At 72.2% G+C, this 26,884-nt stretch carries 28 protein-coding genes; 9 read left to right on the top strand and 19 right to left on the bottom strand.

Annotated features, from left to right (window positions below; genetic code table 11):
* Positions 1-38: 38 nt before the first annotated feature.
* The 4 genes from IW248_RS02835 to IW248_RS02820 all read right to left on the bottom strand — a co-directional run bounded on the left by IW248_RS02835 (position 39) and on the right by IW248_RS02820 (position 6,600).
* Positions 39-2,615, bottom strand: coding sequence for a sensor histidine kinase (locus IW248_RS02835; protein WP_196925520.1), 2,577 nt, complete (start codon positions 2,613-2,615; stop codon positions 39-41).
* Between the two features lie 124 nt (positions 2,616-2,739).
* The gene (locus IW248_RS02830; protein ID WP_196925519.1) at positions 2,740-4,356 is read right to left on the bottom strand and encodes a prenyltransferase/squalene oxidase repeat-containing protein; all 1,617 of its coding nucleotides are present in this window, start codon (positions 4,354-4,356) and stop codon (positions 2,740-2,742) included.
* The gene (locus IW248_RS02825) at positions 4,349-5,266 is read right to left on the bottom strand and encodes a terpene synthase family protein (protein ID WP_196925518.1); all 918 of its coding nucleotides are present in this window, start codon (positions 5,264-5,266) and stop codon (positions 4,349-4,351) included. The genes IW248_RS02830 and IW248_RS02825 overlap by 8 nt, the downstream gene beginning before the upstream one ends.
* Complete coding sequence (locus IW248_RS02820; protein ID WP_196930009.1) at positions 5,263-6,600, bottom strand: cytochrome P450; 1,338 nt, start codon at positions 6,598-6,600, stop codon at positions 5,263-5,265. The genes IW248_RS02825 and IW248_RS02820 overlap by 4 nt, the downstream gene beginning before the upstream one ends.
* Positions 6,601-7,043: 443 nt before the next feature.
* Here IW248_RS02820 and IW248_RS02815 point away from each other — a divergent pair, with 443 nt between their 5' ends.
* Positions 7,044-7,292 (top strand): DUF2630 family protein, encoded by a 249-nt coding sequence (locus tag IW248_RS02815; protein ID WP_124821979.1) that lies wholly within the window; start codon positions 7,044-7,046, stop codon positions 7,290-7,292.
* Positions 7,293-7,336: 44 nt separating this feature from the next.
* On the opposite strand, the gene IW248_RS02810 is transcribed toward IW248_RS02815, so the two are convergent.
* The 3 genes from IW248_RS02810 to IW248_RS02800 all read right to left on the bottom strand — a co-directional run bounded on the left by IW248_RS02810 (position 7,337) and on the right by IW248_RS02800 (position 10,037).
* On the bottom strand, positions 7,337-8,269 hold the full coding sequence (locus IW248_RS02810) for a serine protein kinase RIO (RefSeq protein WP_196925517.1): 933 nt from the start codon (positions 8,267-8,269) through the stop codon (positions 7,337-7,339).
* 197 nt (positions 8,270-8,466) lie between these two features.
* Positions 8,467-9,111, bottom strand: a complete 645-nt coding sequence (locus tag IW248_RS02805) for an HAD family hydrolase (RefSeq protein ID WP_124821981.1) — start codon at positions 9,109-9,111, stop codon at positions 8,467-8,469.
* A gap of 65 nt (positions 9,112-9,176) precedes the next feature.
* The gene (locus IW248_RS02800; RefSeq protein WP_307787661.1) at positions 9,177-10,037 is read right to left on the bottom strand and encodes a carbon-nitrogen hydrolase family protein; all 861 of its coding nucleotides are present in this window, start codon (positions 10,035-10,037) and stop codon (positions 9,177-9,179) included.
* Between the two features lie 77 nt (positions 10,038-10,114).
* Between IW248_RS02800 and IW248_RS02795 the strand changes: the two genes are divergently transcribed.
* From IW248_RS02795 to mug, 6 genes are all read left to right on the top strand, one after another.
* On the top strand, positions 10,115-10,687 hold the full coding sequence (locus IW248_RS02795; RefSeq protein WP_030337284.1) for a TetR/AcrR family transcriptional regulator: 573 nt from the start codon (positions 10,115-10,117) through the stop codon (positions 10,685-10,687).
* A gap of 81 nt (positions 10,688-10,768) precedes the next feature.
* Entirely contained in the window at positions 10,769-11,704 is a 936-nt protein-coding gene (locus IW248_RS02790) for a TIGR04222 domain-containing membrane protein (RefSeq protein ID WP_196925515.1), read from the top strand.
* On the top strand, positions 11,701-12,519 hold the full coding sequence (locus IW248_RS02785) for an MbnB/TglH/ChrH family RiPP precursor modification enzyme (protein ID WP_196925514.1): 819 nt from the start codon (positions 11,701-11,703) through the stop codon (positions 12,517-12,519). Before IW248_RS02790 ends, IW248_RS02785 begins: the two co-directional genes overlap by 4 nt.
* A complete protein-coding gene (locus IW248_RS02780) occupies positions 12,516-13,061 on the top strand; it encodes an SCO6045 C-terminal-like domain-containing protein (protein WP_196925513.1) in 546 nt (181 codons plus the stop codon). The genes IW248_RS02785 and IW248_RS02780 overlap by 4 nt, the downstream gene beginning before the upstream one ends.
* The gene (locus IW248_RS02775) at positions 13,046-13,807 is read left to right on the top strand and encodes an SDR family oxidoreductase (protein WP_196925512.1); all 762 of its coding nucleotides are present in this window, start codon (positions 13,046-13,048) and stop codon (positions 13,805-13,807) included. Before IW248_RS02780 ends, IW248_RS02775 begins: the two co-directional genes overlap by 16 nt.
* A complete protein-coding gene (mug, locus tag IW248_RS02770; RefSeq protein ID WP_196925511.1) occupies positions 13,804-14,370 on the top strand; it encodes a G/U mismatch-specific DNA glycosylase in 567 nt (188 codons plus the stop codon). The genes IW248_RS02775 and mug overlap by 4 nt, the downstream gene beginning before the upstream one ends.
* Before the next feature lie 14 nt (positions 14,371-14,384).
* Here mug and IW248_RS02765 read toward each other — a convergent pair whose 3' ends face one another.
* The 3 genes from IW248_RS02765 to IW248_RS02755 all read right to left on the bottom strand — a co-directional run bounded on the left by IW248_RS02765 (position 14,385) and on the right by IW248_RS02755 (position 17,517).
* Entirely contained in the window at positions 14,385-16,361 is a 1,977-nt protein-coding gene (locus tag IW248_RS02765) for an ABC transporter ATP-binding protein (RefSeq protein ID WP_196930008.1), read from the bottom strand.
* A gap of 114 nt (positions 16,362-16,475) precedes the next feature.
* Positions 16,476-17,243 carry an enoyl-CoA hydratase/isomerase family protein gene (locus IW248_RS02760; protein WP_196925510.1) on the bottom strand — a complete coding sequence of 256 codons (768 nt, stop codon included), beginning with the start codon at positions 17,241-17,243 and terminating at the stop codon, positions 16,476-16,478.
* A gap of 46 nt (positions 17,244-17,289) precedes the next feature.
* On the bottom strand, positions 17,290-17,517 hold the full coding sequence (locus tag IW248_RS02755; protein ID WP_007462679.1) for a helix-turn-helix domain-containing protein: 228 nt from the start codon (positions 17,515-17,517) through the stop codon (positions 17,290-17,292).
* 216 nt (positions 17,518-17,733) lie between these two features.
* On the opposite strand from IW248_RS02755, the gene IW248_RS02750 reads away from it, so the two are divergent.
* On the top strand, positions 17,734-18,333 hold the full coding sequence (locus IW248_RS02750; protein ID WP_196925509.1) for a cadmium resistance transporter: 600 nt from the start codon (positions 17,734-17,736) through the stop codon (positions 18,331-18,333).
* 21 nt (positions 18,334-18,354) lie between these two features.
* On the opposite strand, the gene IW248_RS02745 is transcribed toward IW248_RS02750, so the two are convergent.
* Positions 18,355-19,959 (bottom strand): ABC-F family ATP-binding cassette domain-containing protein, encoded by a 1,605-nt coding sequence (locus IW248_RS02745; RefSeq protein ID WP_196925508.1) that lies wholly within the window; start codon positions 19,957-19,959, stop codon positions 18,355-18,357.
* 263 nt (positions 19,960-20,222) lie between these two features.
* Between IW248_RS02745 and ypfJ the strand changes: the two genes are divergently transcribed.
* Positions 20,223-21,146 (top strand): KPN_02809 family neutral zinc metallopeptidase, encoded by a 924-nt coding sequence (gene ypfJ / locus IW248_RS02740; RefSeq protein ID WP_196925507.1) that lies wholly within the window; start codon positions 20,223-20,225, stop codon positions 21,144-21,146.
* Between the two features lie 62 nt (positions 21,147-21,208).
* On the opposite strand, the gene IW248_RS02735 is transcribed toward ypfJ, so the two are convergent.
* From IW248_RS02735 to IW248_RS02700, 8 genes are all read right to left on the bottom strand, one after another.
* Positions 21,209-21,568 (bottom strand): YybH family protein, encoded by a 360-nt coding sequence (locus IW248_RS02735; RefSeq protein ID WP_196925506.1) that lies wholly within the window; start codon positions 21,566-21,568, stop codon positions 21,209-21,211.
* 64 nt (positions 21,569-21,632) lie between these two features.
* The gene (locus IW248_RS02730; protein WP_196925505.1) at positions 21,633-21,932 is read right to left on the bottom strand and encodes a muconolactone Delta-isomerase family protein; all 300 of its coding nucleotides are present in this window, start codon (positions 21,930-21,932) and stop codon (positions 21,633-21,635) included.
* Positions 21,933-22,027: 95 nt separating this feature from the next.
* Positions 22,028-22,675 carry an acVLRF1 family peptidyl-tRNA hydrolase gene (locus IW248_RS02725; protein WP_196925504.1) on the bottom strand — a complete coding sequence of 216 codons (648 nt, stop codon included), beginning with the start codon at positions 22,673-22,675 and terminating at the stop codon, positions 22,028-22,030.
* A gap of 63 nt (positions 22,676-22,738) precedes the next feature.
* The gene (locus IW248_RS02720) at positions 22,739-23,371 is read right to left on the bottom strand and encodes a LysE family transporter (protein ID WP_196925503.1); all 633 of its coding nucleotides are present in this window, start codon (positions 23,369-23,371) and stop codon (positions 22,739-22,741) included.
* Positions 23,372-23,774: 403 nt separating this feature from the next.
* Positions 23,775-24,374, bottom strand: a complete 600-nt coding sequence (locus IW248_RS02715; protein WP_231396148.1) for a TIGR03086 family metal-binding protein — start codon at positions 24,372-24,374, stop codon at positions 23,775-23,777.
* 203 nt (positions 24,375-24,577) lie between these two features.
* Positions 24,578-25,024 carry a metal-sulfur cluster assembly factor gene (locus tag IW248_RS02710; RefSeq protein WP_124821554.1) on the bottom strand — a complete coding sequence of 149 codons (447 nt, stop codon included), beginning with the start codon at positions 25,022-25,024 and terminating at the stop codon, positions 24,578-24,580.
* Positions 25,025-25,091: 67 nt separating this feature from the next.
* A complete protein-coding gene (gene sufU / locus IW248_RS02705; RefSeq protein WP_091403700.1) occupies positions 25,092-25,565 on the bottom strand; it encodes a Fe-S cluster assembly sulfur transfer protein SufU in 474 nt (157 codons plus the stop codon).
* Positions 25,565-26,869 carry a cysteine desulfurase gene (locus IW248_RS02700; RefSeq protein ID WP_124821555.1) on the bottom strand — a complete coding sequence of 435 codons (1,305 nt, stop codon included), beginning with the start codon at positions 26,867-26,869 and terminating at the stop codon, positions 25,565-25,567. The genes sufU and IW248_RS02700 overlap by 1 nt, the downstream gene beginning before the upstream one ends.
* Positions 26,870-26,884 lie beyond the last annotated feature (15 nt).

Raw genomic sequence — 26,884 nt, 5'->3', positions numbered from 1 at the left:
CGTCACACCGCGTGGAAACCCGCGTCATCGGTGCTCGGTCAGGTCGCTTGTGGATCCTCGTCGGTCGGCTCGGACGGCGTCGCCGCCGGGGCGCCGGAGGCGCCGCCGAGCAGCCGAGCCGCGTCGGTCCGCCCACGCCGGGTGCCGGTCTGGTAGGAACTCATCATCCGGCGAACTTGCTCCGGTGGGCGCACCACATCCTCGTCGTCGGTCTCCGACATCGCCGGGTCGTCTCGCAACTCGGGAACGATGCTCGCCTGTCGGACCCGGACGGGCAGACCGGAGTCGGTCCGGTCCGTCTCGGCGCGGGCGGGCATCGGACCACCGTCGCCGGCCGCGACCGGCTCCGCGTCGCGGGCCTCCGGGCGGACGCGTTCGACGGCGGGCAGGCCAGTGGGCACGGTCGGGGCTTCCAGGGCGGGCTGACCCGGGCCCCGCCGGGCGCGGGTGGGCAGGTCGGGTGTGCCGGACGCCGGGGTGGTCCGCTGTCGGGTGGGGAGCACGGTGTCCGCCTCGGCCTCCTCGTCCGTCGTCGGGGTGGTGGTGTCGGTCGACATGGGCACCGCCGACGTCACCGGCACCGCCGACGTCGCGGGCACGTCCGGCGTGGTGGTCGTCGGCGCGGCGAGCGCGACAGGTGCGAGGGACGCCGGACGGCCGGTGTCCGCGGTGGGCGCCGACGGCATCGGGATGGCCGAACCGGCCCGGAACGAGCCCGAGTCCTCCGGGGAGGCGCCGGCCTCGGTGACCAGGTCCAGCGGAATCAGCACGACAGCTGTGGTGCCGCCGTACGCGGACTCCTTGAGCCGTACCCGCACGCCGTGCCGTTCGGTCAGCCGGCTCACCACGTAGAGCCCCAGGCGGGCGGCATTGGCGAGGTTCAGCTCGGACCGGTCGACGATCCGGTGGTTCGCTGCGGCGAGGTCCTCCTCGCTCATGCCGAGGCCCCGGTCCTCGATCTCGATGGCGAACCCGTTGGAGACCAGCTGGCCGCGGACCTCGACGGTCGTGTGCGGCGGGGAGAACGACAGGCCGTTCTCGATCAGCTCGGCCAGCAGGTGGATGATGTCGCCGACCGCGCGGCCGGCGAGGGAGACCGGCCCGAGCGGAAGCACGTTGACCCGGGTGTAGTCCTCCACCTCGGCCACGGCACCACGCACCACGTCGACCATCGGGATGTTGCGCCGCCAGGCCCGACCGGGGGTGGAGCCGGAGAGCACGATGAGGTTTTCCGCGTTGCGCCGCATCCGGGTGGCCAGGTGGTCGACCCGGAACAGGTCCTCCAGCTCCTCCGCGTCGTGTTCGCGGCGCTCCATCGAGTCGAGCAGGGTGAGCTGGCGGTGTACGAGTGCCTGCGTGCGTCGGGCCAGGCTCAGGAAGACCTCGCGGACGTTGCGACGCAGGTCGGCCTGCTCGACGGCGGTCCGCAGGGCGGTCTCCTGCACGGCGTTGAACGCCTTGCCGACCTGGCCGATCTCGTCGGTGCCGAACTCCAGCGGAGGCGCCTCGGTGGCCACGTCGACCTCCTCGCCGCGCCCGAGCCGCTCCACCACCCGGGGCAGCCGCTCGTCGGCCAACTGCCAGGCGGCCTCACGCAGCCGGTCCAACTGGCGCAACAGGTTCCGCGCGGTGGTGATCGAGATGACGACGGAGGCGATGACGGCGAGCAGGCCCAGACCGGTGGCGAGCACCAGTCGGACGACGACCATCACGGCCACGCCGGTGGCCCGACCCACGATGCCCTCGCCGCCCGCGGTCACGGCGTTGTTCACCTCGACCAGCACCGGCTCGACGGTGCCCCGCCACTGCTCGGCGCCGATCGGCAGCTGGGTCGACGGCCGGCCCTCGCGGATGATGCTGTCCTGCACGGCGCGCAGCCGGGTGAACGCCTCACCCTCGACGAGCTGCTGGTAACGGCGCTGGTCGGCGTCGGCGAGCCGGACCCGGGTCTCCTCACCGAGGAAGCGCTCCGAGCCGACCAACGCGACGTAGCGGGCGTACTCGGCGCCGCTCATCCGACCGTTGCCGAAGAGGCCGCTGAGCAGCGCGTCCTCCTGCGAGATCAGCTCCTTCGTCCGGTTCAGCTGGATCAGGGCCGCCGCCTCGGCGGCGATCTGCTTGTCGTCCAGACTGCCCGTCACGTCGTAGATCTGGAAGATCGACTCAATCGCGCCGGTGTACGCCTCGGCGGCGGCGATCCGGTCGATCTTGCGGTCCAGCACCTCGGCGCGGGTCTGCTCCAACGCGTCGATCTGGGCGATCGTCATGCCGAGCTGGGTGCCCAGTGCGGAGCTGCCGGCGATGTCGACCTGCCAGTTGCGCACCGAGTCAGCGAAGTCGCCGGCCAGGTCCGCGGCCTTACGCTGCTCGGCCTCCAGAGCCGTCCGCTGCGCGGCGTCGGGGTTGCTCAGGTACGCCTGGGTCAACCGCCGCTCCACCTGGAGCTCCTGCAACAGCGGTTCGCTCGGCGTGTAGACCTTGCTGTTGAGCAACTGGACACCGAGCAGGTTGAAGCCGTCCCGCAGGGTCACCCAGGCCGCGAACATCCACAGCGCGACCAGGGAGAGCAGCAGGGCGACAATCTTGGTGCGGATACTCGTACCGCGAGAACGCATTGAACCGTCCCAGGCCGGGCGTTGACTCAGCTCATCAACGGGTGATCAGAGGGGGCGACGTCCCACCGCAGCGGGGCATCCGGGGCTGAGGCTCTGCGTACGCTAGCAGTGTCCACACAACCCCTCAAGTTGTTGTTTTTGTTGACCGGTAACCGCAATCCACCACCGATCGGTCCACGCCGGAGGCACGAACGCCGACCAGCTGGCAGGCGGCGAGCACTGCGGCGCGCACGATCACGGTCGGACAGTACAGCTCTTTGCCGTACCACAGTGGAGGGTGCTCCCGGGCGGCGGATTCGTGCAGGTAGGCGTGCCCACGAGCCACGGCGTCGTCGACCCGTGGCACCGTCGTCGGCACCGTCAGCAGCACCTGGAGGGCGTACGCGGTCTCCTCGGCGGTGCCGCTCCACCGCCCCCACGACCCGTCCGCGCGTTGGCTGTTCAGCACCCAGCCGGCCGCCCGGTCCACCGCCTCGGCGGCGGCCGCACCCCGCCCGAACTCGGCAAGTGCCAGCACGCAGCAGGCCGTGGCGTAGTACGGCGAGGCGTGCCAGCGGTCCTGCCAGGCGCCGTCCGCGCGCTGGTGCCCGGGCAGCACCACGCTCAGCCGGTCGACCGCCCGGTGATAGCGCGCGTCCGCGTCCGGGTGCCGGCTCAGGTGCTGACCGAAGGCGTCCAGCACGTGGGCGTTTGTGGTGACGGAGAAGCCGTCCTCCCCCGGCCAGGTGCAGAAGCCGTCAGCCGTCTCGTACGCCCACAGGCTGCCCGGGTCGGCCGGACGGCCGAGTCGGGCCAACGCGTCGAGCGACACCGAGGTGGTGTCGGCGTCGGTCGGCAGGCCCTCACCGGTGGCGATGCCCTGGCCGGCGGTGGCGGCGGTCAGGGTCTCCACGACGGAGTTCGGCGGGTTGATCGTGATGCCGGCCCGGCTCAGGCCGCTCAGCACCCAGGCCCGCTCGAAGACGGTGATCGGTGCCGGGCAGGGCACCGGGCCGCCTTCGTCGCGGATCAACGCCCGCAGGAAGGCGTACGCGGTGGGGCCGGCGGCCGGGCCGGCCGCGGTCAGCCAGGCCGCTGTCGCGGCGGGCGAGGCGCCGACCGCGGTGAGCGTGGGGCCGGCGTCCGCGGGTGCCGCGTCCAGGATCTCGTAGAAGTGAGCCAGCTTCGGTGGCAGCGCCGCCCCGGCGGCCACCGCGGACCGCACGGCGCGCAGCCGGTCCCGGTTGAGCCCGGCCGGCAGCGGCAACGGCGGGTGGGGCAGTCGGTCGGCGGTGGCCCGCTCCAGCCCGGCGAGCCGGTCGTTGATCGTGTCGACGAGCGCCGGAACGATGAGGTCCAGCGCGGGAGTGTCCGGCAGGGTCCGTGCGTCGGTGCGGAGCAGCGTGCCGACGAGCGCACCGAGCGCGCGGGCCACCGGGGCGAGCAGCTCCGTCCCGGCCCTGCCGTCGGCGAGCGCGGCGAGCAGCGCGTCGGTGGCGCTCAGCGTCGGCACCAGGGCGTACCCCTCGGGTGGGCCCCACGCCCCGTCCGGGCGCTGACTGCGCACCAGGAACGCGATCCGCTGGTCGTGCCCGGTCAGCCAGGGTGCGACGGCGACCAGACGCCCGGTCTCGTACACCGACGCGGCGACCTGCCCCCACGGCCGCAGGCCGAGACCGGCGATCAGTTCGCGGGCGGCGTCGGCGACCGGGTCGGCGGTGGTCGGCGCGTCGGCCAACACCCGGGTGGCGCGGTCACTCATCGCGTGCCCCCCAGAAGTCCGACAGCTGGTAGAAACCGCCGGTGAAGGAGATCTGCCGGTTGAGGTAGTCCGCCTGGCGGGGACACCGCTCCGCCAGGGCGGCCAGGTCCCCCCGGGACCTGGCGGTCAGCTCGGCCAGCCGGTCGTGCACCTGCGCCGGGTCGTCGACCAGCAGAAGCGCGTTCAGGTCCCCCCACTCGGCGTCCCGACCGTGGGTGGCCAGGTCGTTGACCAGCCGCAGTACGCGCTGCACGCCACGACCGGCGTCGAGCAGGTCGGTCAGCTGGGCGAGGGTCCGATCGTCGCCGGTGGCGATCCAGTGGGTGACGTTGACGAAGGAGCAGGCGAGGTTGTCGGCGTTGTCCAGGTAGCGGTCCAGGTCGGGCAGGCGCCGCCCGGTGGTCGGGTCGGTCGGCAGGTTCTTCCAGTCCCACTCCCGCGCCACGGCGGCGAGCATCCGGGCCAGTTCGTCGCGCCAGATCGGCCGCAGCCGGGCGAAGGCCGGCACGGTGGTCAACTCGTCGCGCAGGTCGGCCAGCAGCCGCGCCAGGTGCCGTCCCGGTGGCGCCGCAGCGCCGTCGGCCACCGCGAGGCAGTCGGTCACCACCTCCCGGACGTCGTCGACGGACCGCGCGAGGTAGTCGACCTGCCAGTCGGCGGCAAAGACCCAGAGCAGCGTACGAGTGGTGATCCGCAGCTCCGCGGCGGAGTGCCACGGCGCGGTGAAGGCGATGGCGGTGGCCACCGAGCTGAGCAGCGCCGGGTCGAACGGCGCGGCGTCGAACAGCTCGGGGTGGGCGGCGGTGACCTCCTGAAGGTCGCGTACGCCCCGCACGGCGAGTGCGCACACCCGGCCCTGCTCGGCGACCGCGTCCTGACCGGCCCGCGCCGGTCGCGGGGTCTCCGTCACGATGCGGCCGTGCGCTCGACCGGGGTGAGGATGAGCTCGGCCCGTTGCTTGGGTTGCAGCGAGGCGCCCATCCGAGGGGTGAGGTCGACCGGTTCGCGGAGCTGGAAGCGGTAGCGGCTCAGCACGGTGCTGACGATGAGCTGGGCCTCCAGCAGGAACAGGTACTGCCCGAGGCACTGGTGCGGGCCTCCGCCGAACGGGAAGTAGGAGTAGCGGTAGCGCCGTCGGGGCAGCTCCGGCGCGAACCGCTCCGGGTCGAAGAGCGCCGGGTCGTCCCAGAACGTCGACATCCGCTGGGTGACGTACGGGCTGACCAGCACGGTGCCGCCGGCCTTGATCCGTACCCCGCCCAGCACGTCGTCGCCGACCGCGGTGCGCGGGATCATCCAGCCGGCCGGGTAGAGCCGCAGCATCTCGTCGAGCACCATCCGGCCGTAGCGCAGCTGGGGCAGGTGCTCGCGGCCGACCCGTTCGGCGCCAACCATCCGCTCGATCTCGTCGGTCATCCGCTCGGCCACGTCGGGCCGGGACGCCAGCACCGGCCAGAGCCAGGAGAGCAGGGCGATTGTGGTCTCGGTGGCGGTGGAGAACATCGCGACCACGTCGCCGCGGATCGCGTACTCGTCGGGTTCGCTGCCGTCGGCGCGCGGCCGGCAGAGGGTGGAAATGATGTCCTCGCCGTCGGTGGGGTGAGCCCGAGCCTCCCGGATGATCGGCAGTACCACCTCGTCGATGGTGCGCACCGCCTCGCGGAAGCGCCGGTCGCCGGGCATCGGCACCGCGTACGGCACGGCGGGCATCAGCAGCCGGGGGAGCATCGCGGTGGTGACGGTGTCCAGCGCGGCGCTGATCCGCAGCGCGTCGGGGACCGAGATCCGGTCGGCGAAGAGCACCCGCATGGTGGTGCGCAGGACGATCCGGGTCAGCTCGGCGCCGCCGTCGATCGGGCGACCGGCGCGGGCCGGTTCGAGCCACTCGTCGACCGCCTCGTTGATCGCCTCGGCCATCTTGTCGACGAGCGTCTCGGCCCGCTTGGCGGTGAACAACGGTTGCAGAGCGCCTCGGCTGGACTCCCAGACCTCACCCTCGGCGACCAGGATGGCGTCACCGACGATCCGACGAACGGGTCGCCAGAGCAACCCGTCGCCGTCCCGGGTGTAGTTGGCAACGTTGTCCCGCAGAACGCGTTGCAGGTGCTCAGGATGGCTGACCAGGTAGGGGCGGAACGAGCCGAGGTTCAGCCGGATGACCTCGCCGTCGGCGGCCTGCGCGAAGTCGACGAGCGCGCCCAGCGGGTCACGGACCAGTGCGGGCAGAGCGCGTCGTAACGGGATCGTCCGGGGTTCGGTGCTGACGGTGGCGGGGCGTGCCTCGAACACCTGCGACATCGAACCACTTCTCCTCGTCGTCCCGGCGACCGCAGCGGTCCACTTCGGTCGGGCAGGTTGATGAAACTTTCACCTTCTGGGCCGACGGAAGCATCTCACCAAACGAGAGGCACCTCCAGACTTGCGGACAGCGCAATTTCCGTCTAAGCCAACGCATGTGTATCGATGTCCCGCTCTACGGGAATCCTGAATGGATCGTCAGGCGCGGTGCCACGCCGGGCCGGCCGACGAACCAGCGCGACGGGCGCAAGGGCCGCGTGCCACCGACCGGCCACGGCATCGGCACCAGGCGGGCGCGTCGGAGCTGGCCGGTGCGGGTCGGTGACCCCTGACGCACCGGTACCCCCGAATCCGGGCGATGCCCGGCACCCTGTGCCAGGCTCTGTGGCATGGACGACAAGACCATCCTGAACCGGATCTCCGAGCTGGTCGACGAGGAACACAAGCTGCGTGCCGACGCCCAGGCCCACGAGTCGGGCACCGAGGGCGACGCCAGCGAGCGACTGCGTGCGCTGGAGGAGTCCCTCGACCAGTGCTGGGACCTGCTGCGCCGCCGACGGGCCGCCCGGGAGACCCACGGCGACCCGGACGCCCAGGGCGAACGCCCCAAGCCCGAGGTGGAGCGCTACCTGCAATAGCCGACGCGGCGGGTCGGGCGGTGTCGCCGCCCGACCCGCTCCGATCAGCGCAGGCCCGCCTCGTGCAGCAGCTCTCCGGTCAACACGCCGGGATCGACCTGCTCGGTGGGGAGACCACGAGCCGCGAACCAGGCGCCGACCACCCGCACATCGCGGGCCAGGAACTCCGGCCCCTGTGGGTTCGCCACCACGTCGACCACCTGCGGCAGGTCGATCACGACCAGCCGACCCTGGTGCACGAGCAGGTTGTACGGCGACAGGTCGCCGTGCGCGTAGCCGGCCCGAGCCAGCACCCGCAGCGCCTCCACCAGCTGGGCCCACAGGTCACGCAGCTCGGCCGGGTCGGGTCGTAGCTGGGCCAGTCGGGGCGCCGCCTCCCCCGACTCGGCGTCACCGACGAACTCCAGCATCAGCTCGGTGCCCCGCACCTGCACCGGGTACGGCACGGCGATCCGGTCGTGCCCGGCGCCGATCTCCCAGAGCCGGCTCAGCGCGGCGAACTCGGCCGCGGCCCACTGCCCGGCGATCATCTGCCGGCCGAACGCCGTCCGACCGGCCATCGCCCGGTTCTCCCGGGACCGGCGGACCCGACGGCCCTCCAGGTAGCCGGCATCGCGGTGGAACAGCCGGTGCTCGGGATCGCGGTAGCGTTTCACAGCGAGCAGGCAGGACCGGTCGGTGTCGGGCACCGCCCGACGGACCAGGTGGACGTCCGCCTCCTTGCCGGTCTTCAGCACACCCAGTTCGGTGTCCTTGGCGGCCAACTCGGTGACCAGCCAGGCCGGGTGGGGCTGTGGCCCGTGCACGGCGTCGTCCCAGGACGACCAGCGCTCGCCGGTGGCCGGGTCGGGCTCGCTGTCCGGGTCCGCGAGCGGCTCGGTGGGCCGCCCGCGCTTCAGAAACTGTGGTTCGTCGTCGTCGAAGCGGCTCTTGCCGCGGCTGCGGCGCTCCAGCGCCGGAAGGTCATGATCGCGCACTGTGGTGAGGTTCCCTTGGTCGAGGCTGAGATAGGCGGCTGGAAGCGACCTGCGAAGACGGCCATGACCGACCCCCTCTCCTCAACCGGGCACACGCCCGGGATGCACCATGCGCGGACAATGCTCGTACCACCACGACAGGCGGTCAACCGAATTACCGAGCCGCCGCCTGAACGCGACCTCCAGGGCGGGAACCCTCAGCGGGCCAGGACGGTGGCGACCGCGGCGATCAACCCGTCCACGGTGCGGCTCGGCGCGAACCGGACGTCCGACCAGGTGCGCCCGCGGTGCAGCCAGACGCTGGGCAGCCCGACGGCCGCCGCGCCGCCGATGTCCGCCTCCGGGCTGTCACCGATCACCCACGCCCCCCGCAGTGGCATCCGGACCCGCTGGGCGGCGAGCGCGAAGATTCTCGGGTTGGGCTTGCTGACGCCGGCCTCCTCGGAGATCACCCAGTCGGCGACGTACTGGTCCAGCCCGGTCCGGCGAATCTTGGCGTCCTCGACGCGTACGGTGCCGTTGCAGACCACCACCGGCACCCAGCCGGCGTCGTCGGCGATCCGCAGCGCGCAGGCGGTCAGCGGGTCGAGCCGGGTCTGCGCCACCACGCCGTCGTGCAGCTCCTCCACCAGATCGATCGAGGGAATGCGCAGCTCGTAGCGGTCCCGGATGGCGTCGGCGAGGTCCCAGCGGTCGGTCAGACCGTCGGCGTCGATCGAGACGAGCCAGTCGATGTCGGTGTGGGGCGCGCCGATGCTGTCCAGGAAGCGCTCACCCCAGCGGCGGAACGGCCCGGCCCGATCCAGCAGGGTGTTGTCCAGGTCCAGCAGGAGCAGTGGCACTCGGGCACCCTACGGGACCGACGTGTCCGCCAACAGATGCGGCGGCTATCGACCTGTCGAAGGGCTCAGCCAGGCATCGACGCGCGCGGGCCGCCCTGCTCCGACAGCCGATCAACGAGCATCGAGTGGGCCGCCCGGGTGGCTCCGAGCACGGCGGGCTCCAGCGTCGCCACGAGCACCGCCGCGCCGTCGTCGGCCCCGCGGGCCAGCACCCGCCCCTCGGGGTCGTAGATGGCCGCGCCGCCGTTGAACCGCCACGGGTCGACGCCGCCGACCGAGTTGGCGAAGACCACGAACATCGTGTTGTCCAGGGCACGCGCGGCGTAGTAGAGATCCCGGCGGTGCTCGGAGCCGGCCAGGTATCCGCTGGGACAGAGGTAGGCGTGTGCCCCGTCGAGGGCGGCGGCCCGGCCGTGCTCGGGGAAACACCCGTCGTAGCAGATGCCCAGCCCGAGCCGCCAGTCGTCGACGAGCAGCGTGGCACCCCGATCGCCGGGCGTGAACAGCTCCCGTTCGTCGCCCCACAACTGCTGCTTGTCGTACCCGACCCGCACCTCGCCGGCCCGGTCGACCACCAGCGCCGCGATGGTCCGCCGGCCGTCCGGGTGCCGGACGGCCGCGCCGACCAGCGCGGTGACGCCGGCCTCGCGCGCCGCGACGCGCAGCGGGTCGAGCCGGGGATCCGCGACCATCCCGGCCGGATCGGCCGCGACGTCCGTGCCGGCCGGGTCGGCGGCGAGGGCCGGCGGGTGGTACGCGCAGAGGAACAACTCCGGCAGGACTGCCACCCGGGCGCCCCGCTCGCCGGCTTGGCGCACCAGGTCAGCGGCGACGACCACGTTGCCGACGACGTCGCCCGGCGTGGGGGTGGCCTGGACGGTGGCCACTGTCAGCGGGGAGCTGGGCACGGTGCGGGGCTGGGTCACCGGGCGATGGTAATCGGCGACATCCCAAGCCGTACGTACGGTTTGCATGCCCCGGGGTGACCTGCGACGATCGACGTGTGCCCAGAGTAAGCCAGGACCAGCTCGACGCCCGCCGGCAGGAGATCCTCGCCGCGGCCCGGGCGTGTTTCGCCCGGCTCGGCTACGAGGGGGCGACCGTACGCCGCCTCGAGGAGGCCACCGGCCTGTCCCGTGGCGCGATCTTCCACCACTTCCGCGACAAGGACTCACTCTTCCTGGCCGTCGCCGAGGACGACGCCGCGGCCATGGTCGAGACGGTGGCCCGCAACGGTCTGGTGCAGGTGATGCGCGATCTGCTCGCCCGCGCCGTCTCCCCGGACACCACCGGCTGGCTGGGCAGCCAACTGGAGGTGTCCCGGCGGCTGCGCACCGACCCCGCGTTCGCCAAGCGGTGGGCCGAGCGGTCCGCCGCGATCGCCGAGGCGACCAGGGACCGGCTGGCCCGCCAGCGCGACGCCGGGGTGCTGCGCGAGGACGTACCGATCGACGTGCTGGCCCAGTTCCTGGAGCTGGCCTACGACGGCCTGGTGCTGCACCTGGCCATGGGCCGACCGGCCGGCGACCTGGGCCCGGTGCTCGACCTGGTCGAGGAGGCGGTCCGCCGCCACTGACCACGCGGACACCGGTCGGTCGCCCGTGGCGACGCTGCTCCACAATGGGGCCGCCGATCCCTCCGGTGACAGGAGCAGTCGATGATCGTCCACGCCGCTTCCGGCGATACCTGGGGCATCTCCGGCCCGACCTTCCTCCGGTACTACCTCGCGGCGGCGATCGTGGTGGTGGCGACCGTGGCGTACCACCGGATCCGCCTGCTGGCCGCCCCGGCGCAGACCACACTCGATCCACTCGGACCACAGCAGGTCGCGTACCTCAACGGTGGTCCCCAGCTCGCGGTACACGCCGCCCTGGGCGGGCTGCGCGGCAGCGGCGCCGTCGGCGTGCGCCCGGACCGCCGGCTGACCACCGTCGGTGCCGCCCCGTCCGGGCTCACCCCGCTGGACCAGGCCATCCACTGGGCCGCCCACCGGCACTCGCGCGTCCGGGACCTGCCGCAGGACGAGCGCGTACGCACCGCGCTGCAGCAGATCCGCAACGGCCTGGAGCAGCGCGGGCTGCTGACGAACGACACGCAGCGCGCCCGCGCCCGCCTCTGGAACCAGGTCCTGCTGGCCCTGCTGGGTCTCGGCGTGCTCCGGCTGTTCTCCGGCCTGTTCAGCGATCGCCCGGTGGGTTACCTGCTGCTCACCCTGGCGGGCCTCCTGGGCGCGGCCCTGCTGCTGGGCCGCGCGCCCGTCCGCACCCGGGCCGGCCGCACCGCCCTCCGCTCCGTCCGCCGCGAACACACCCACCTCGCGCCCGCCTCCGCGCCCGCTTACGCCACCTACGGAGCGGCCGGCGCGGCGATGGGCGTGGCGCTGTACGGCACCGCCTCGCTCTGGGCACTCGACCCGGGCTTCGCCGAGCAGGCCGAGATTCAGCGCCAGGCCCTCTCCGGCAACGGCGGCTGGACGGACGGCTCCGACGGATCGTCCGGTGGCGGAGGCGACAGCTCCGGTGGAGACGGCGGCAGCTCCTGCGGCGGCGGTGGAGGCGGCGGGTGCGGGGGCGGCGGCGGGTGCGGCGGATGACCGGCCCGTCCGGCGTCGGCATCGGCTGGCGTCCGGAGATCGCCGGCTTCGTGGCCGAGCTGCCCGGCCTGCGCTTCGTCGAGGTGGTGGCCGAGGGGGTACCCGCGTCCGGGCCGCTCCCGTCCGGCCTGACCCAGCTGCGGGAACGCGCGGTGACAGTCGTACCGCATGGGGTGCGGCTCTCCCTCGGCGGCACCGAGCCGGTCGACAGGGCCCGGGTCGCCCACCTGGCCGCGGTGGCGCAACGCCTGGACGCCCCGCTGGTCAGCGAGCACATCGCGTTCGTCCGGGCGGGCGGACTGGAGGCCGGCCACCTGCTGCCGCTGCCGCGCAGCCGGGAAGCCGTCGACGCGGTCTGCGCCAACGTGGCGCGGGCACAGGCCGAGCTTCCGGTGCCGATCGCGCTGGAACCGATCGCCGCGTTGGTGGACTGGCCCGACGACGAGCTGGACGAGGCGGACTTCCTCACCGAGATCCTCGACCGGACCGGGGCACTGCTGCTGCTGGACGTGGCCAACGTGCACGCCAACGCCCGCAACCGGGGCGCCGACCCGCTCACGTTGCTGGACCGCCTGCCGTTGGAGCGGGTCGCGTACGCCCACGTGGCCGGCGGCGCCGAGCACGGCGGTTTCTACCACGACACCCACACCGACCCGGTGCCGGCGGAGGTGCTGGAGCTGGTCGGCGCGCTCTGCGCCCGGCGGCGACCGCCGGCGCTGCTGCTGGAGCGCGACGGCCACTACCCGCCGGCCGCCGAACTCCGCGCCGAACTGGACGCCCTGGCCGCCGCCGCGGGCTTCCCGGCCGTGACATGACCGGCGCACCCGACGGCGACCTCGTGCCCACGCCCCGGGCAGGGCTCGCCGAACGGCAGGCCGAACTGGTGGCGGCGCTGGTCGCCGGAGGGCCACCCCCGGCGGGGTTCGCGCCGGGCCCCCTGGCCGCCACCCGCGCGGCCCTGCTGCGCAAGCGGGCCGGCGAGGTGGCCCGGCACTGGCCACTGCTCGCCGCCGGCCTCGGCGCCGGGTGGTCGAGGACCTTCGCCGACTGGGCCGCCCGGCGACCCACCGCCGGATCACTGCGCGACGGTTGGGACCTGGCCCGTGCGTTGCACGACCAGCACGCGCTCCCCCCGGCGGCCGCCGAGGAGTTGGCCGTCCGGGAGGCGCGCCTGCGCTATGACGGGCTTCGGGCGCCGCGTCCGCGCCGAGTGCCGGCGGTGGGCCGCGCCGGCGGCGCCGTCGCAGTCCAGATCGCCGGCCGGGTACGCCTGCTACGGCCCGCCCCACGGGTACCCACCCCTCCTGGCGACGGCCTACCGGATGCGGCAGGATCGAAGTTATGGATCTCGGACTGACCGACCGCGTCTACGTCCTCACCGGCGCATCTCGCGGCCTGGGTTACGCGACCGCGCAGAGCCTTGTCGCCGACGGCGCGCGGGTGGTGCTCTCGGCTCGGGACCCGGAGGCGGTGGCCACCGCCGCACAGCAGCTGGGTGGCCCGGAGCACGCCGTCGGGCTGACCGCGGACCTGACCGACCCGGAAACCCCGGGGCAGCTCGTCGCCGCCGCCCAGGAGCACTTCGGCCGGCTCGACGGCGCGCTGATCTCGGTCGGCGGCCCACCGGCCGGCAACGCCGCGGCGATCACCGACGAGCAGTGGCGGCTCTCCTTCGAAACCGTCTTCCTCGGCACCATCCGGGCGGTCCGCACGATCGCCGCCGTACTGCCCGAGGGCGGCGCGATCGGGCTGGTGCTCTCCACCTCGGCCCGCGGCCCGGTGCCCGGCCTGGGCATCTCCAACGGCCTGCGGCCCGGCCTGGTCGGCGCGGCCAAGGACATCGCCGACGACTACGGCCCGCGTGGGGTCCGGGTGGTCGGGCTGCTGCCCGGCCGGATCCTGACCGACCGCAACCGGGAACTCTTCGCCGCGACCGGCGACCCGGATCGCGCCCGCGCCGACGCGGAGGCCACCATCCCGCTGCGCCGCCTCGGCGACCCCGCCGAGTTCGGCCGTGTGGCCGCGTTCGTGCTCTCCCCCGCCGCGAGCTACCTCACCGGGATCACCCTGCCGGTGGACGGCGGCGCGCTGCGCGGCCTGTGACGGCAGGTGGGGTCCGGCCGACCCGGGCGGACCTGGCGGCGGCCACGGACCGGACCATCCCCGACGTCCTCGCGCCGGGGCTGGCGGTGCTCTTCGTCGGCATCAATCCGGGCCTCTGGTCGGCCGCGACCGGGTGGCACTTCGCCCGGCCCGGCAACCGGTTCTGGCCCGCCCTGCACCGGGGCGGGTTCACACAGCGGTTGCTGCACCCCAGCGAACAGGACGAGTTGCCCGCGCTCGGGCTCGGCATCACCAACATGGCCGCCCGGGCCAGCGCCCGCGCGGACGAGCTGAGCGCCGAGGAACTCCTCGACGGCGCGGCGATCCTGACCGAGAAGGTGGCCCGGTACCGGCCGCGCTGGGTGGCCGTGGTGGGGGTGACCGCGTACCGGATCGGTTTTCAACGACCGAAAGCCACATTCGGGCCGCAGCCGGAGTCCCTGGCCGGCGCCCGGCTCTGGGTGCTGCCCAACCCGAGCGGCCTGAACGCGCACTTCACCCCGGTCACCCTGGGCCTGGCCTTCGCCGAGCTGCGCGTCGCGACGGAGCTACCGGCCCGCTGATCGACTCTGCGACGTCAGTTGGCGGCGGCGGGCGGCAGCACCTCGTCGGCGCGGTAGGTGCCCAGCGGCATGACCACCGGCTCCGGGCCGGTCGCGTCGACGAACGGGGTGGGCGAGTCGGCGACCGCGAACTGGGTCCGGTACAGCTCGGCGTAGAGCCCGCCGACCGCGACCAGCTCCTCGTGCCGACCCCGCTCGACGATCCGGCCGCCGTCGAGGACCAGGATCTGGTCGGCGTCGCGCACTGTGGAGAGCCGGTGTGCGATCACCAGGGCGGTACGCCCGGCCAGCGCCACCGACAGCGCCCGCTGCACCGCCGCCTCGCTCTCCGAATCCAGGTGTGCGGTCGCCTCGTCGAGGATCACGATCGACGGGGCCTTGAGCAGCAGTCGCGCGATCGCGATGCGCTGCTTCTCGCCGCCGGAGAACCGGTAGCCGCGCTCCCCCACTGTGGTGTCCAGACCGTCGGGCAGCGCCCGGACCAGGTCGGCCACCTGCGCACCGGCCAGTGCGGCCCAGATCTCGTCGTCGGTGGCGTCCGGCTTGGCGTAGCGAAGATTCTCGGCGATCGTCTCGTGGAACAGGTGCGAATCCTGAGTGACCACACCGATCTCGTCGCGCAGGGAGGCGAGTGTCGCGTCGCGTACGTCCACCCCGCCGACGAGCACCTGCCCGTCGCTGACGTCGTAGATCCGGGAGATGAGCATCGACAGTGTCGACTTACCGGCCCCGGACGGGCCGACCAGCGCGACCATCTGCCCCGGCTCGACGCTGAACGAGACCCCCTTGAGGACCGGTTCGTTGACGGTCCGGTCGAGCGTGGCGACCTCCTCCAGCGAGGCGAGGGAGATCTCGGCGGCGCTCGGGTAGCGGAAACGCACGTCGCGAAAGTCGACCCGGCCGGCGCACCGGGGCACCCGCACCGCGTCGGGCTTCTCCACGATGCCCGGCTTGAGGTCGAGCACCTCGAAGACCCGGTCGAAGGAGACCAGCGCGCTCATCACGTCCACCCGCACGTTGGACAGCGCGGTGAGCGGCCCGTACAGGCGGGTGAGCAGCAGCGCGAGCGTCACCACGGTGCCGGCGCTGACGCCGCCGGTCACCGCGAGCCAGCCACCGAGACCGTAGGTCAGCGCCTGCGCCAGTGAGGCGACCAGCAGCATCGCCACGAAGAACGTCCGCGAGTACATCGCGGACTGGATGCCGATGTCGCGCACCCGCTCAGCCCGGTCGGCGAACCGGCGGGCCTCGATCTCGGGCTGGCCGAAGAGCTTCACCAGCAGCGCGCCGGCCACCCCGAAGCGCTCGGTCATGGTGGCGCTCATCTTGGCGTCGAGGTTGTACGCCTCGCGGGTGATGTCCGCCAGCCGCCGACCGACCCGGCGCGCCGGAATGATGAAGATCGGCAGCAGCACCAGTGAGAGCGCGGTGATCTGCCAGGAGAGGGTGAACATCACCGCCGCGGTGAGCACCAACTGGATGACGTTGCTGACCACACCGGACAGGGTGGAGGTGAACGCCCGCTGGGCGCCGAGCACGTCGTTGTTGAGCCTGCTGACCAGGGCGCCGGTCTGGGTACGGGTGAAGAACTGCAACGGCATCCGCTGCACGTGGTCGTAGACCCGGGTGCGCAGGTTGAAGATGATGCCCTCGCCGATGCGGGCGGAATACCATCGTTGGGCCAGCGACAGCAGCGCGTCGGCGACCGCCAGCGCGGCGATGAACAGCGCCAGCCGCACCACGAGCCGGCCGGCCTCGGTGCCGCCCCGGTTGATCGCGTTGATCACGTCACCGGCGAGCACCGGAGTGGCCACGCCGATGATGGCGGCCAACACCACGGTGGCCAGGAAGACGATGATGTCGCGCCGGTAGGGCTGGGCGAACGCGACGATGCGGCGGGCCACCCCGCGCTTGAGCCGGTGGGCGGAGACCTCGTCGCGGCTGCGCATCGACCGGAGCATGCTCCACCCGACCATGCCACCGCCGGACATCGGGTTGGACATCGCTCACCTCCGGGTCGCCGGGCAGACCGCACCGTCAGGTCAATTCTCCCGACGAGTGTGACAACCTCGGCCGTAACCCGGTTCTTCCCGTGCGGTCCTTACCTATTCTCCAGTGCCGGCGAGGTCACGCAGCCGACGGGTCTGCGCCTCCCGCTCGGCGCGCTGCTGGTCGGCGTGCGACCGCCCGGCCGCGCCGGCGAGCAACGCCTTGATCTCCACCACCGCGTCGCGGGCCCCGGAGAGCAGGCCGGCGGTCAGGTCCCGCACCGCGCCGTCCAACTCGGCCGGGGGTACGACAAGGGTGGCCAGCCCGATCCGGTCCGCCTCGGCGGCGTCCAACCGGCGGCCGGTCGCACAGATCTCCAACGCCCGCGCGTAGCCGACCAACTCGACGAGACGTTTCGTGCCGGCCAGGTCGGGCACCAGGCCGAGGGTCACCTCGGCCATCGACAACTTCGCGTCCGAGGACAGCACTCGCAGGTCACAGGCGAGCGCGAGCTGGAAGCCGGCGCCGATCGCGTGGCCCTGCACGGCCGCGACGGAGACCACGTCCGGTCGGTGCAGCCAGGTGAAACCGGCCTGGAAATCCGCGATGCGCTCGGCGCACTCCTGCTCGGACAGCGCGGCCAACTCGGCGAACGACCCCGGGCCGGAGGCGCCCGCCACCGCGAGATCGAGGCCGGCCGAGAACGCACGACCCTCACCACGGACCACGACCACCCGCACATCGCCGGGCAGGTCACGGGAGAAGTCGCTCATCGCTCGCCACATCGCGGGCGTCTGGGCGTTGAGCACGTCGGGCCGGCACAACGTCACCGTGGCCACCGGCCCGTCGCAGGTCAGCCGAACCCCGGTCGCCTCGGCGGTCACCGGACGTCCCGGGGCGCGGCGCTGGTGAACGACGCTGAGGGGCGGGTCACGCCTTCTTGCGGCGCCGGGCACCACCGCGCTGACGCAGCTGCACCCCGGACTCGGTGAGCACTCGGTGGATGAACCCGTAGGAACGGCCGGTCGAGGCCGCCAACGCGCGGATGCTCTCCCCCGAGGTGTACCGCTTTACCAGGTCCTTGGCGAGCGTCTGACGCTCGGCTCCGACGATCCGGCGACCCTTCTCAGTGCTGGTGGCTGTGCCAGTGGCTGCCATGCTGTGTCCTCACGTCCCAGACTGTGCGGTTCGGATACGGTCCCACCTATTAGACCGCCTCGGACGATCATGCGCCAGATATCAACTCTTCGCCAACCGACACGCTATGCAATGTCAGCTTCCCGATAGAGTGATCCTGGCGATGGGGTCCGCCGTGGCGTCCGGGCGTACCACCGCCGCGAGCTGGCGGCTGTCGACGACCCGTAGCCTTCGGTCGTGATCGACCTGTTGAGCACCGCCGGCGCGGCGGCGGTGGTCTTCGCCGCCACCGATATCGACGACATCGTCATCCTGACGCTGTTCTTCGTCGCAGCCCGCGCCACCGGCCAACCCCGCACCTGGGAAATTGTCGCCGGACAATACCTCGGCATCGGCGCGCTCGCGCTGGCCAGCGCGGTGATCGCGGGTGGACTCCTGGTGGTGCCCGACCCGTGGACGGGGTTGCTCGGCCTGCTGCCGATCGCGCTCGGCGTACGCGCACTGCGGGGTTCGGGCGACGACCAGACGCCCGCGGTCGTCACCGGAGCGCTCGGCGTGGCCGGGGTGACGATCGCGAACGGCGCCGACAACGTCGCGGTCTACGTACCCGTCTTCCGGGCCCTTGGCGTGGCCGACAGCGCGGTGTTCCTGCTGGTCTTCGTGCTGCTGATCGCCCTGTGGTGCGTGGCCGGGGCCTGGCTGGGCGGGCACCGGAGGGTCGTCCGCCTGGTCGAGCGGGCCGGCGCCTGGCTGGTGCCGACGATCTTCGTCGCCATCGGGCTGGTGATCCTGGTCAGCTCCGGTGTGCTCGGCCGACTGGCCGACCTGCTCGGTTGAGAGCAGGCCGAGCCTCCTCGCTCAGGCCAGCTCGACCAGTTCGAGCAGGTCGTCGCTCCACGCGTCCTCGTCGCCGTCGGGCAGCAGGATGGCCCGGTCCGGCTTGAGCGCCAGCACCGCACCCGGGTCGTGGGTGACCAGGACGATCGCGCCGGGGTAGTTGGCGATGGCGTCGAGCACCTGCTCCCGGCTGACCGGGTCGAGGTTGTTCGTCGGCTCGTCGAGCAACAGCACGTTGGCGCCGGAACAGACCAGGGTGGACAGCGCCAGCCGGGTCTTCTCACCACCGGAGAGCACGCCGGCCGGCTTGTTCACGTCGTCACCGGAGAAGAGGAACGCGCCAAGAATCTTGCGTAGGTCGGTGTCGGACTGCTCGACGGCGGCGGCGCGCATGTTCTCCAACACCGTCCGCTCCACGTCCAGCGTCTCGTGCTCCTGGGCGTAGTAGCCCAGCCGCAGGCCGTGCCCCGCGTGCACCCCGCCGGCGTCCGGGCTGAGCAGCCCGCCGAGCATCCGCAGCAGCGTCGTCTTGCCGGCGCCGTTGAGCCCGAGGATCGCCACCCGGGAGCCCCGGTCCACCGCCACGTTGACGTCGGTGAAGATCTCCAGCGAACCGTACGACTTGGAGAGGCCGGTCGCCGTGAGCGGGGTCTTGCCGCACGGGGCGGGATTGGGGAAACGCACCTTGGCCACCCGGTCGGAAACCCGCACCTCCTCCAAGCCCGAGATCAGCTTCTCGGCACGACGGGCCATGTTCTGCGCGGCCACGGTCTTGGTGGCCTTGGCCCGCATCTTGTCGGCCTGCGCCATCAGCGCACCGGCCTTCTTCTCCGCGTTGGCCCGCTCCCGACGGCGGCGCCGCTCGTCGGTTTCGCGCGCCTCCAGGTACGCCTTCCAACCCAGGTTGTACACGTCGATGACCGACCGGGTGGCGTCGAGGAACCAGACCTTGTTGACCACCGACTCCAGCAGCGCGCCGTCGTGGGAGATCACGATCAGGCCGCCCTTGTGGCTGGCGAGGAAGCCCCGCAGCCAGGTGATCGAGTCGGCGTCGAGGTGGTTGGTGGGCTCGTCGAGCAGCAGGATGCCGCCGCCGTTCTCGCCCGCGTCGCGGAACAGGATCCGGGCCAGCTCGATGCGCCGACGCTGACCACCGGAGAGGGTGCCGATGGTCTGCGCGAGCGCCCGGTCCGGTAGGCCGAGGTTGGCGCAGATCCTCGCGGCCTCAGCCTCGGCCGCGTACCCCCCGAGGGCGGCGAACTGGTCCTCCAGCGCGCCGTACCGACGGACCAGCTTGTCGCTGGCGTCCTCGGCGAGGCGGGCCTCGACCTCCTGCATCTGGGACATCAACACGTCCAGGCCGCGCGCCGATAGCACCCGGTCGCGGCCGGTCACCTCCAGGTCACCGGTGCGCGGGTCCTGCGGGAGGTAGCCGATGGCGCTGCGCTGGTCGATCTGGCCGCCGTACGGCTGCCCCTCGCCGGCGAGCACCTTCAGCGTGGTGGTCTTGCCGGCGCCGTTGCGACCGACCAGGCCGATCCGATCACCGGGCTGCACGCGCAGGGTGGTGTCGGACAGCAGGATCCGGGAACCGGCACGCAGTTCCAGGCCGGTGGCAGTGATCATGTTTGCGGGCTCGCTCTCGGGGTTCGGAAGGCTGACTCGGGGCACGCGAAACGGCCGGCGGGCTCAAGGGGCCCGACGGCGCGGGGCGGTTCAGCCTTCGCAGCGCAGCACCCGACAAGTGTACCGGGCGCCGCAGGGCGGTCCGCCCGGATTACCGATCAAGATCATCGGGTACGGGAACGCCTGTCCGGACCCCGTCCGGCACTCGATGGACGAAACGACACACAAAAGACACTCACCGGCATACGGCGATCGGGGTCAGCATGGAACTCAACGAGCGGGCCGAGCTCGACACCTCCCAGGCCAACGACCTGGGGCGTGGATCCGGCGGTGGGGGCGGCGGCATGGGCATCCCCATCCCCGGCGGCGGCGGTAGGGGCGGCATCATCGGCATCGTGGTCGCCGTGCTCGTCGCGCTGCTCGGCGGCGGGTTCGGCCTGAACGCCATGACCAACGGCGACGAGGGCGGCCAGGCCGGGGGCAGCGACCTGGAGCAGGTGTGCTCCACCGCCAACCCCGACCGGCTCGACGACGCGCGCTGCCGCAACCTGCTCTTCGTCAACAGCATCCAGGCCTACTGGCAGGAGGCGTACCCGGAGCTGGGCAACGGCAAGTACCAGCAGACCGACACCAACTTCTTCCAGGTCGCCGTGAACACCGGCTGCGGCCAGGCCGACTCGGGTGTCGGCCCGTTCTACTGCCCCGCCGACAAGCAGGTGTACATCGACCTGAGCTTCTACGACGAGTTGGCGTCCCGGTTCGGCGCCAAGGGCGAGTTCGCCCAGCCCTACGTGCTCGCCCACGAGTACGGCCACCACATCCAGAACCTGCTCGGCACCAACGCGAAGGCCGGCCAGGGCGACCAGAGCGGCCCCAAGTCCGCCTCCGTGCGGCTGGAGTTGCAGGCCGACTGCTACGCCGGCGCCTGGGCCAAGCACGCCACCGAGAGCAAGGACAAGACCGGCCGAGAGCCGCTGTTCAAGTCGATCACCGAGGCCGACATCAACGGGGCCGTGCAGGCCGCCGAGGCGATCGGCGACGACTCCATCCAGGAGCGCTCCGGCGGGCAGGTCAACCCGGACCAGTTCACCCACGGCACGTCCGAACAGCGCAAGCGCTGGTTCACCCAGGGCTACGACCGCGGTGACCCGAAGACCTGCGACACCTTCGGCACCGACCAGCTCTGACCTCGCCCCGAGATCGTGGCAGGCCCCTCGGTGGGCCTGCCACGATCGTCATTCGTGGCGGATCAGGTGAGCCGCGAGACCTGGTAGTGGCCGATGAGCCAGTCGCCGTCGACCCGCCGCAGGAGCACACCGAGGTTGACGATGAGGGCCGGACGGTCGGTGAAGCCGAACTCCACCTCCAGGTAGCCGAGCATCACGTCCTCGGCCAGACGGCGGATCTCCCGGATGCCGTACGCGGCGGTCAGGCCGAGCGGCTGCCCGGCGTAGTACGCGGCGACGCCGGCACGACCGACCGTGTACGGCTGCAGCCCCTGGAAGATCGCGTCGTCCGTGAAGCACGCCGCGACCCGATCGGGCTCGTGGGCGTCGACCGCAGACTTCCACCGGTCGAGAACGGTACGCAGAATCTGCGCCTCGGACATGATGACCTCCCTGCTGACGGACGTGCCCCGTTGCGTGCCTGTCGGGCCGGCGAGCCTTCCAGACTCAGCGAGGCGGCTGACCCGGGTCGTTCGGGTGCGGCGTCAACGGCGTCACGGTCTCGCGCCGCCAGGCGCGCAGCGGCATCGACGCGAGTACGACTTCCAACTCATCGGCGTCGTCGGCCTGGAACAGCCCCCACGTACGCCACTCCCCCGGCCCCAGCGGTGGCCGCCACAGCCGCAGGAGACTGCCCTGCGCCGCCAGCTCGGCCGAACGCGCCGCCTCACGACCGCGCATGTCGGCGACCCCGTCGTCCGAGGTTCCCCGCGGCGCCGTCGTCACCATGTCAACCAGAAACTCCACGCGCCCATCCTCCGACCACCGGCCGGGCGGCACGCCGGGAACCCCGTTTCGCGTGGCCGTCGTCTCCCCTCCGACACCGCCGGCGAACGCCGAGGTCAGTCGGGGTCACGCACCAGGATCCGCACCGACCGGGCCGCGCCCACCGCCGCGACCAGCACCACGTGCCGGGGCTCCGGCACGTCGAGCAACCGCTCCGCCCGCAACGGCAGGAGCGGCGCCAACCGCCGGTCGGCCAGCACCCCGTCCACCGCCCGCCGGTCACCGCCGCAGACCAGCGCGGCGAGCTTCGCCGCCTCCGGCAACAGCAGCCGTACGGCCAGGTCCGCCGCGTCACCCAGCGCAGCCTTCGCCTGGTTGTCGCGCCGACGGGCGAACCGGTGCTGCGACCATCCCCCCGCCGCTGTGCGCCCCTGCACGTACCGGGTGTCCACCTTGGAGACGACGAGGTCGGTGCCCGCGGCCACCCCGATCGCCACCGCGCCCTTGCGGGCCAGCAGCAGGCCGATCCGGCGGGGCATGACGGCGGCGGCCACGAACCCGGCCACATCCACGCCGGCCGGCGCACCCGGTGGGGCGTACAGCTCAGCGGTTGCCCCGTCCGGGGCGGCGAGCAGCAGGCCGTACTCCCGCGCGCTGGTGATGGGCGGGCCGTGCCGGTCGGCGAAGCCCTCCACCCAGCGGCCGACGCGGGTCGGGTCGACCTCGACCCACCGGCCTCCGCCGGCTGCGGGTCGACTGGTCATCGCCCGACCGTACGGCACAGCGGGCCCGTCCGGACCCCCGGGCGGCACGCGGATCCAGCACGGTTAGCCCGGCAGGACCGCGGCCACCGCCAGCGCGGCGATGAGCGCGCTGGAGAGCAGGCCGGTGACCAGCCGGCCACGCGGCCCGGTCAGCGCCCGACCGACCACCGTGCCACCGCCGGCGATGACCAACTGCCAGCTCGCCGACGCCAGGAAGACACCGGCCACGAACAGCGCCACGGGGAGCATGCCCGAGTCGGCCGTGTCCCGACGGCCGAGCACCAGCGCGGTGAAGTAGAGCACCGTCATCGGGTTCAGCAGGGTCAACCCGAGCAGCGCCGCGTAGGCCCGCCCCGGAGTACTCATGCCCCGACCGGCGCGTGCCGTCGGCGGCCGCCGCGAGCGGTGCGCGGACCACGTCCGCCAGAGGCCGTGCCCGGCGAGCCCCAACAGGACCACGCCGGCGACCACCCGCAGCGGCCCGGCGACCGGCGCGATGACGTCGGCCAGGCCAGCGCCGCCGAGCGCGGCAACGGCCGCGTAGAGCCCGTCGGCCGTCGCCACGGCGAGCGCCGCGGCCGCACCGACCCGGAACGAGGTACGGGCACTGAGCCCCAGGATGAGGATCGCGATCGCGCCAACCGGGATGGCGACGCCGTAGCCGGCGACCAAGCCGGCGAGGAACGCCCCGGTCACGGACGTCGGTGGCGGGTCGAGGCTCGTCCCCGGAGCGGCCGCTGTCGACGCACGGCAGTCGCCGCACGGACAGGGACCTGCATCGGGTACGCCTCAATCACACGCGCATCCTGCGCGCGAAACCCGCGCCCCCGCCACCGAATTTCTCGCGCCCCCGCGCCCCGCGCCCCGCGCCAAGATCTCCGCAACTACCCCGATGTTGCTGCCTCCGACAAGCCAGAGACAGCAACATCCCCGAAACTGCGCGGATCTTGACGACGAACCCCGCCCCGGACGGACCCGGAGCGGGGTTTGGGGTGCCCACGGCCGCCAAGGTCATGCTCGAACCAGGATGTAGTGGCCTCGGCAACGCACCGAGGCCACTACATCAATGATCGAGCGCGATCTCAGGTCGACTGACCGATCAGAGCCGCACGCCGGCCCACCGGGGGTCGCGGCCGAGGTAGGAGAGCAGGGCGCTGACGTCGTCGGCCTCCGCGCCGGCGTCGAGCGCCGGGGCGTACGCGCCGTAGTTCCGCAACGGCTCGACGATCTGCCGGGCGACCTCCAGCAGGGGGCGGGCCAGGTCGTCGTGGAGCGGGGACGGCTGACCGGTGGCCACCGCGATGTCCCAGGCGTGCACCGCCGCGTCGAGGGCGCACGCGACGGCACCCACCTCGGCCGGCAGCGCACCCTGGGGTAGCGGCGTCCGTACCTGCGGATCGTCGTCGGCGACGCCCGCCCAGGCGTGGGCAGACGCGTCGAGGGCGGCGCGCAGCCCGCTGAGCTTGTCGCCCTCGATCCGACCGGAGGGGGCGAACGGGTCCTCCGACGGCCCCGCCCCGCCGACGATCGCCGCCGCGAAGGCGGTCTGGTCACCTGTCGCGTGCTGGAGCACCTGCGTGACCGTCCACCGCTCGCACGGGGTGGGCAGGTCCCAGGCGTCGGCCGGGATTCCCTCGGCGGTCGTCCGGAGTGCCTTGTACGCCTCGTCGAGCACGACCCGCCACTGTCCAGCTGCCATCTCACCCATTGTCCCGACCCTCTCCGCCGACCCCGCCAAGCGAGCGAACCCACTCGCTTGCGAACGGAATGTTCCGCTCCGTTCTGCAATCAGACTAGCAGACCGGAACGATCCGTTCCACTACTGATTCGCATCGAGGCACAACAGATCGAGCGCGGCGCCCAAACGGGCACCGCGCTCGACGACTGTGGGACGAAGTCGGGTCAGACGTTGAAGCCGAGGGAACGGAGCTGGTCCCGACCCTCGTCAGTGATCTTGTCGGGCCCCCACGGCGGGAGCCACACCCAGTTGATCCGGATGTCGTTGACCAGGCCGCCGCCGGGGCCGGTGGTCAGCGCCTGCCGGGTCTGGTCCTCGATGACGTCGGTCAGCGGGCAGGCCGCCGAGGTGAGCGTCATGTCCAGGGTGGCGACGTTCTCGTCGTCGACGTGTACGCCGTACACGAGGCCCAGGTCGACCACGTTGATGCCGAGCTCCGGGTCGACGACGTCCTTCATCGCCTCCTCGATGTCGGCGATCATGGCCTTGCTGACGCCGCCCGCAGGGGCGGCGGCGTCACCGGTGCCATCGGTCGTCGCGGCGTCGGTCTGCGGCACCACTGTGGTGTCACCGGCCTCCGGCGTCGCCTCGGTAGCGGTGTTCTCGCTCATGCCGTCCCTCCGCATCGCTGTGTGATGCCACAGGGCACCACTGTGTCATTGGCTCGCTGACGCACCGTCACGCCTTCACCTCCGGACTCACGCCCACACCGGCGCGTGCCGCGGCGTCCTTGAACGCCATCCACGGCAGCAGCGCGCACTTGACCCGGGCGGGGTAACGGGCCACACCCGCGAAAGCAACCCCGTCACCGAGCACGTCCTCGTCCGGCGTGACCTGACCACGGCCGGACATCAACTCCACGAACGCCTCGTGCACCTCGAATGCTTCCCCAGCGCCGCGACCCCGCAGCAACTCGTGCAGCACGCTCGCCGAGGCCTGGCTGATCGAACAGCCCATCCCGTCGTACGAGATGTCGTGCAGCACCGTGCCGTCGGTGGCCACCCGGACGGTGACCTCGTCACCGCAGGTGGGGTTGACGTGGTGCGCCTCCGCGACCTGGTCGCCCGGGTCGTCGGCGTCGCGTAGGCCACGCCCGTGTGGGCGCTTGTAGTGGTCCAGGATGATCTCCTGGTAGAGCTGGTCGAGCTGCATCAGTCGAACACCTTCCGCACCTGCTCCAGACCTGCCACCAGAGCGTCGATCTCCTCGGTGGTGGTGTAGAGGTAGAACGAGGCCCGGGTCATGGCCGGGACGCCGAACCGGCTGCACACCGGCTTGGCACAGTGGTGACCCACCCGCACCTGCACGCCGAGCGAGTCGAGCACCTGCCCCACGTCGTGCGGGTGCACGTCACCCAGCGCGAACGAGATGGTGCCGCCCCGGCCCACCGGCACGGTCGGGCCGAAGATCCGCAGGTCCGGTACCGAGCCGAGAGCGTCCAGCGCGTACGCCGTCAGCTCCTTCTCGTGCCACTGGATGGCCGGCATCCCGATGCCGGTCAGGTAGTCGACCGCCGCGCCGAGCGCGACAGCCTCGGCGATCGGCGGGGTGCCCGCCTCGAAGCGGGCCGGCGGCGCGGCGAACGTGGACCGGGCCATGGTGACCGTCTCGATCATCGAGCCGCCGCCGAATACCGGCGGCATGGCCGCCAGCAGCTCACCCCGACCCCAGAGCACGCCGATTCCGGTCGGACCGCACATCTTGTGGCCGGTGAAGACGATGAAGTCGGCGTCCAGGTCGACCACGTCGATGGGCAGGTGCGGCACCGACTGCGAGCAGTCCAGCAGCAGCAGGGCGCCCACCTCGCGGACCCGCGCGGTGATCCGGGAGGTGGCGTTGACGGTGCCGAGGATGTTGGACATGTGCACCAACGAGACGATCTTCGTCCGTTCGGTGACCAGATCCTCCAGGCCCGACTCGTCCAGCCGACCCTGGTCGGTGACCGGGAACCAGCGCAGGGTCGCGCCGGTCCGTTCGCAGAGCAGCTGCCACGGGACGATGTTCGAGTGGTGCTCCATCTCGGAGATCACCACCTCATCGCCCGGACCGAGCCGGAAACGACTGTCGGCGTCCGGGCGCAGCGAGGCGTTCGAGAAGGCGTACGCCACGATGTTGATCGCCTCGGTGGAGTTCTTGGTGAACACCACCTCGTCGACGCTCGGCGCGGAAATGAACGCGGCGACCTTCGCCCGCGCCCCCTCGTACGCCTCGGTGGCTTCGGTGCCCAGGGTGTGCACCGAACGCGACACGTTGGCGTTGTGCCGCGCGTAGTGCTCGTCGAGCACGTCGAGCACCTGGCGCGGTTTGTGCGAGGTGTTGGCGCTGTCGAGGTAGACCAGCGGGTGCCCGTTGATCTCCCGATCGAGGATCGGGAAGTCGGCGCGCACCCGGGCCACGTCGAAACGCGGCACGTCGTCGTACTGCGGCATCCCCGAGGGGATCGCGATGCTGGTCATCTCGGCAGCGCCTCT

This window comes from Micromonospora ureilytica (assembly GCF_015751765.1).
Taxonomy (GTDB): Bacteria; Actinomycetota; Actinomycetes; order Mycobacteriales; family Micromonosporaceae; genus Micromonospora; species Micromonospora ureilytica.
This window is presented reverse-complemented; position numbering and strand designations above follow the sequence as displayed.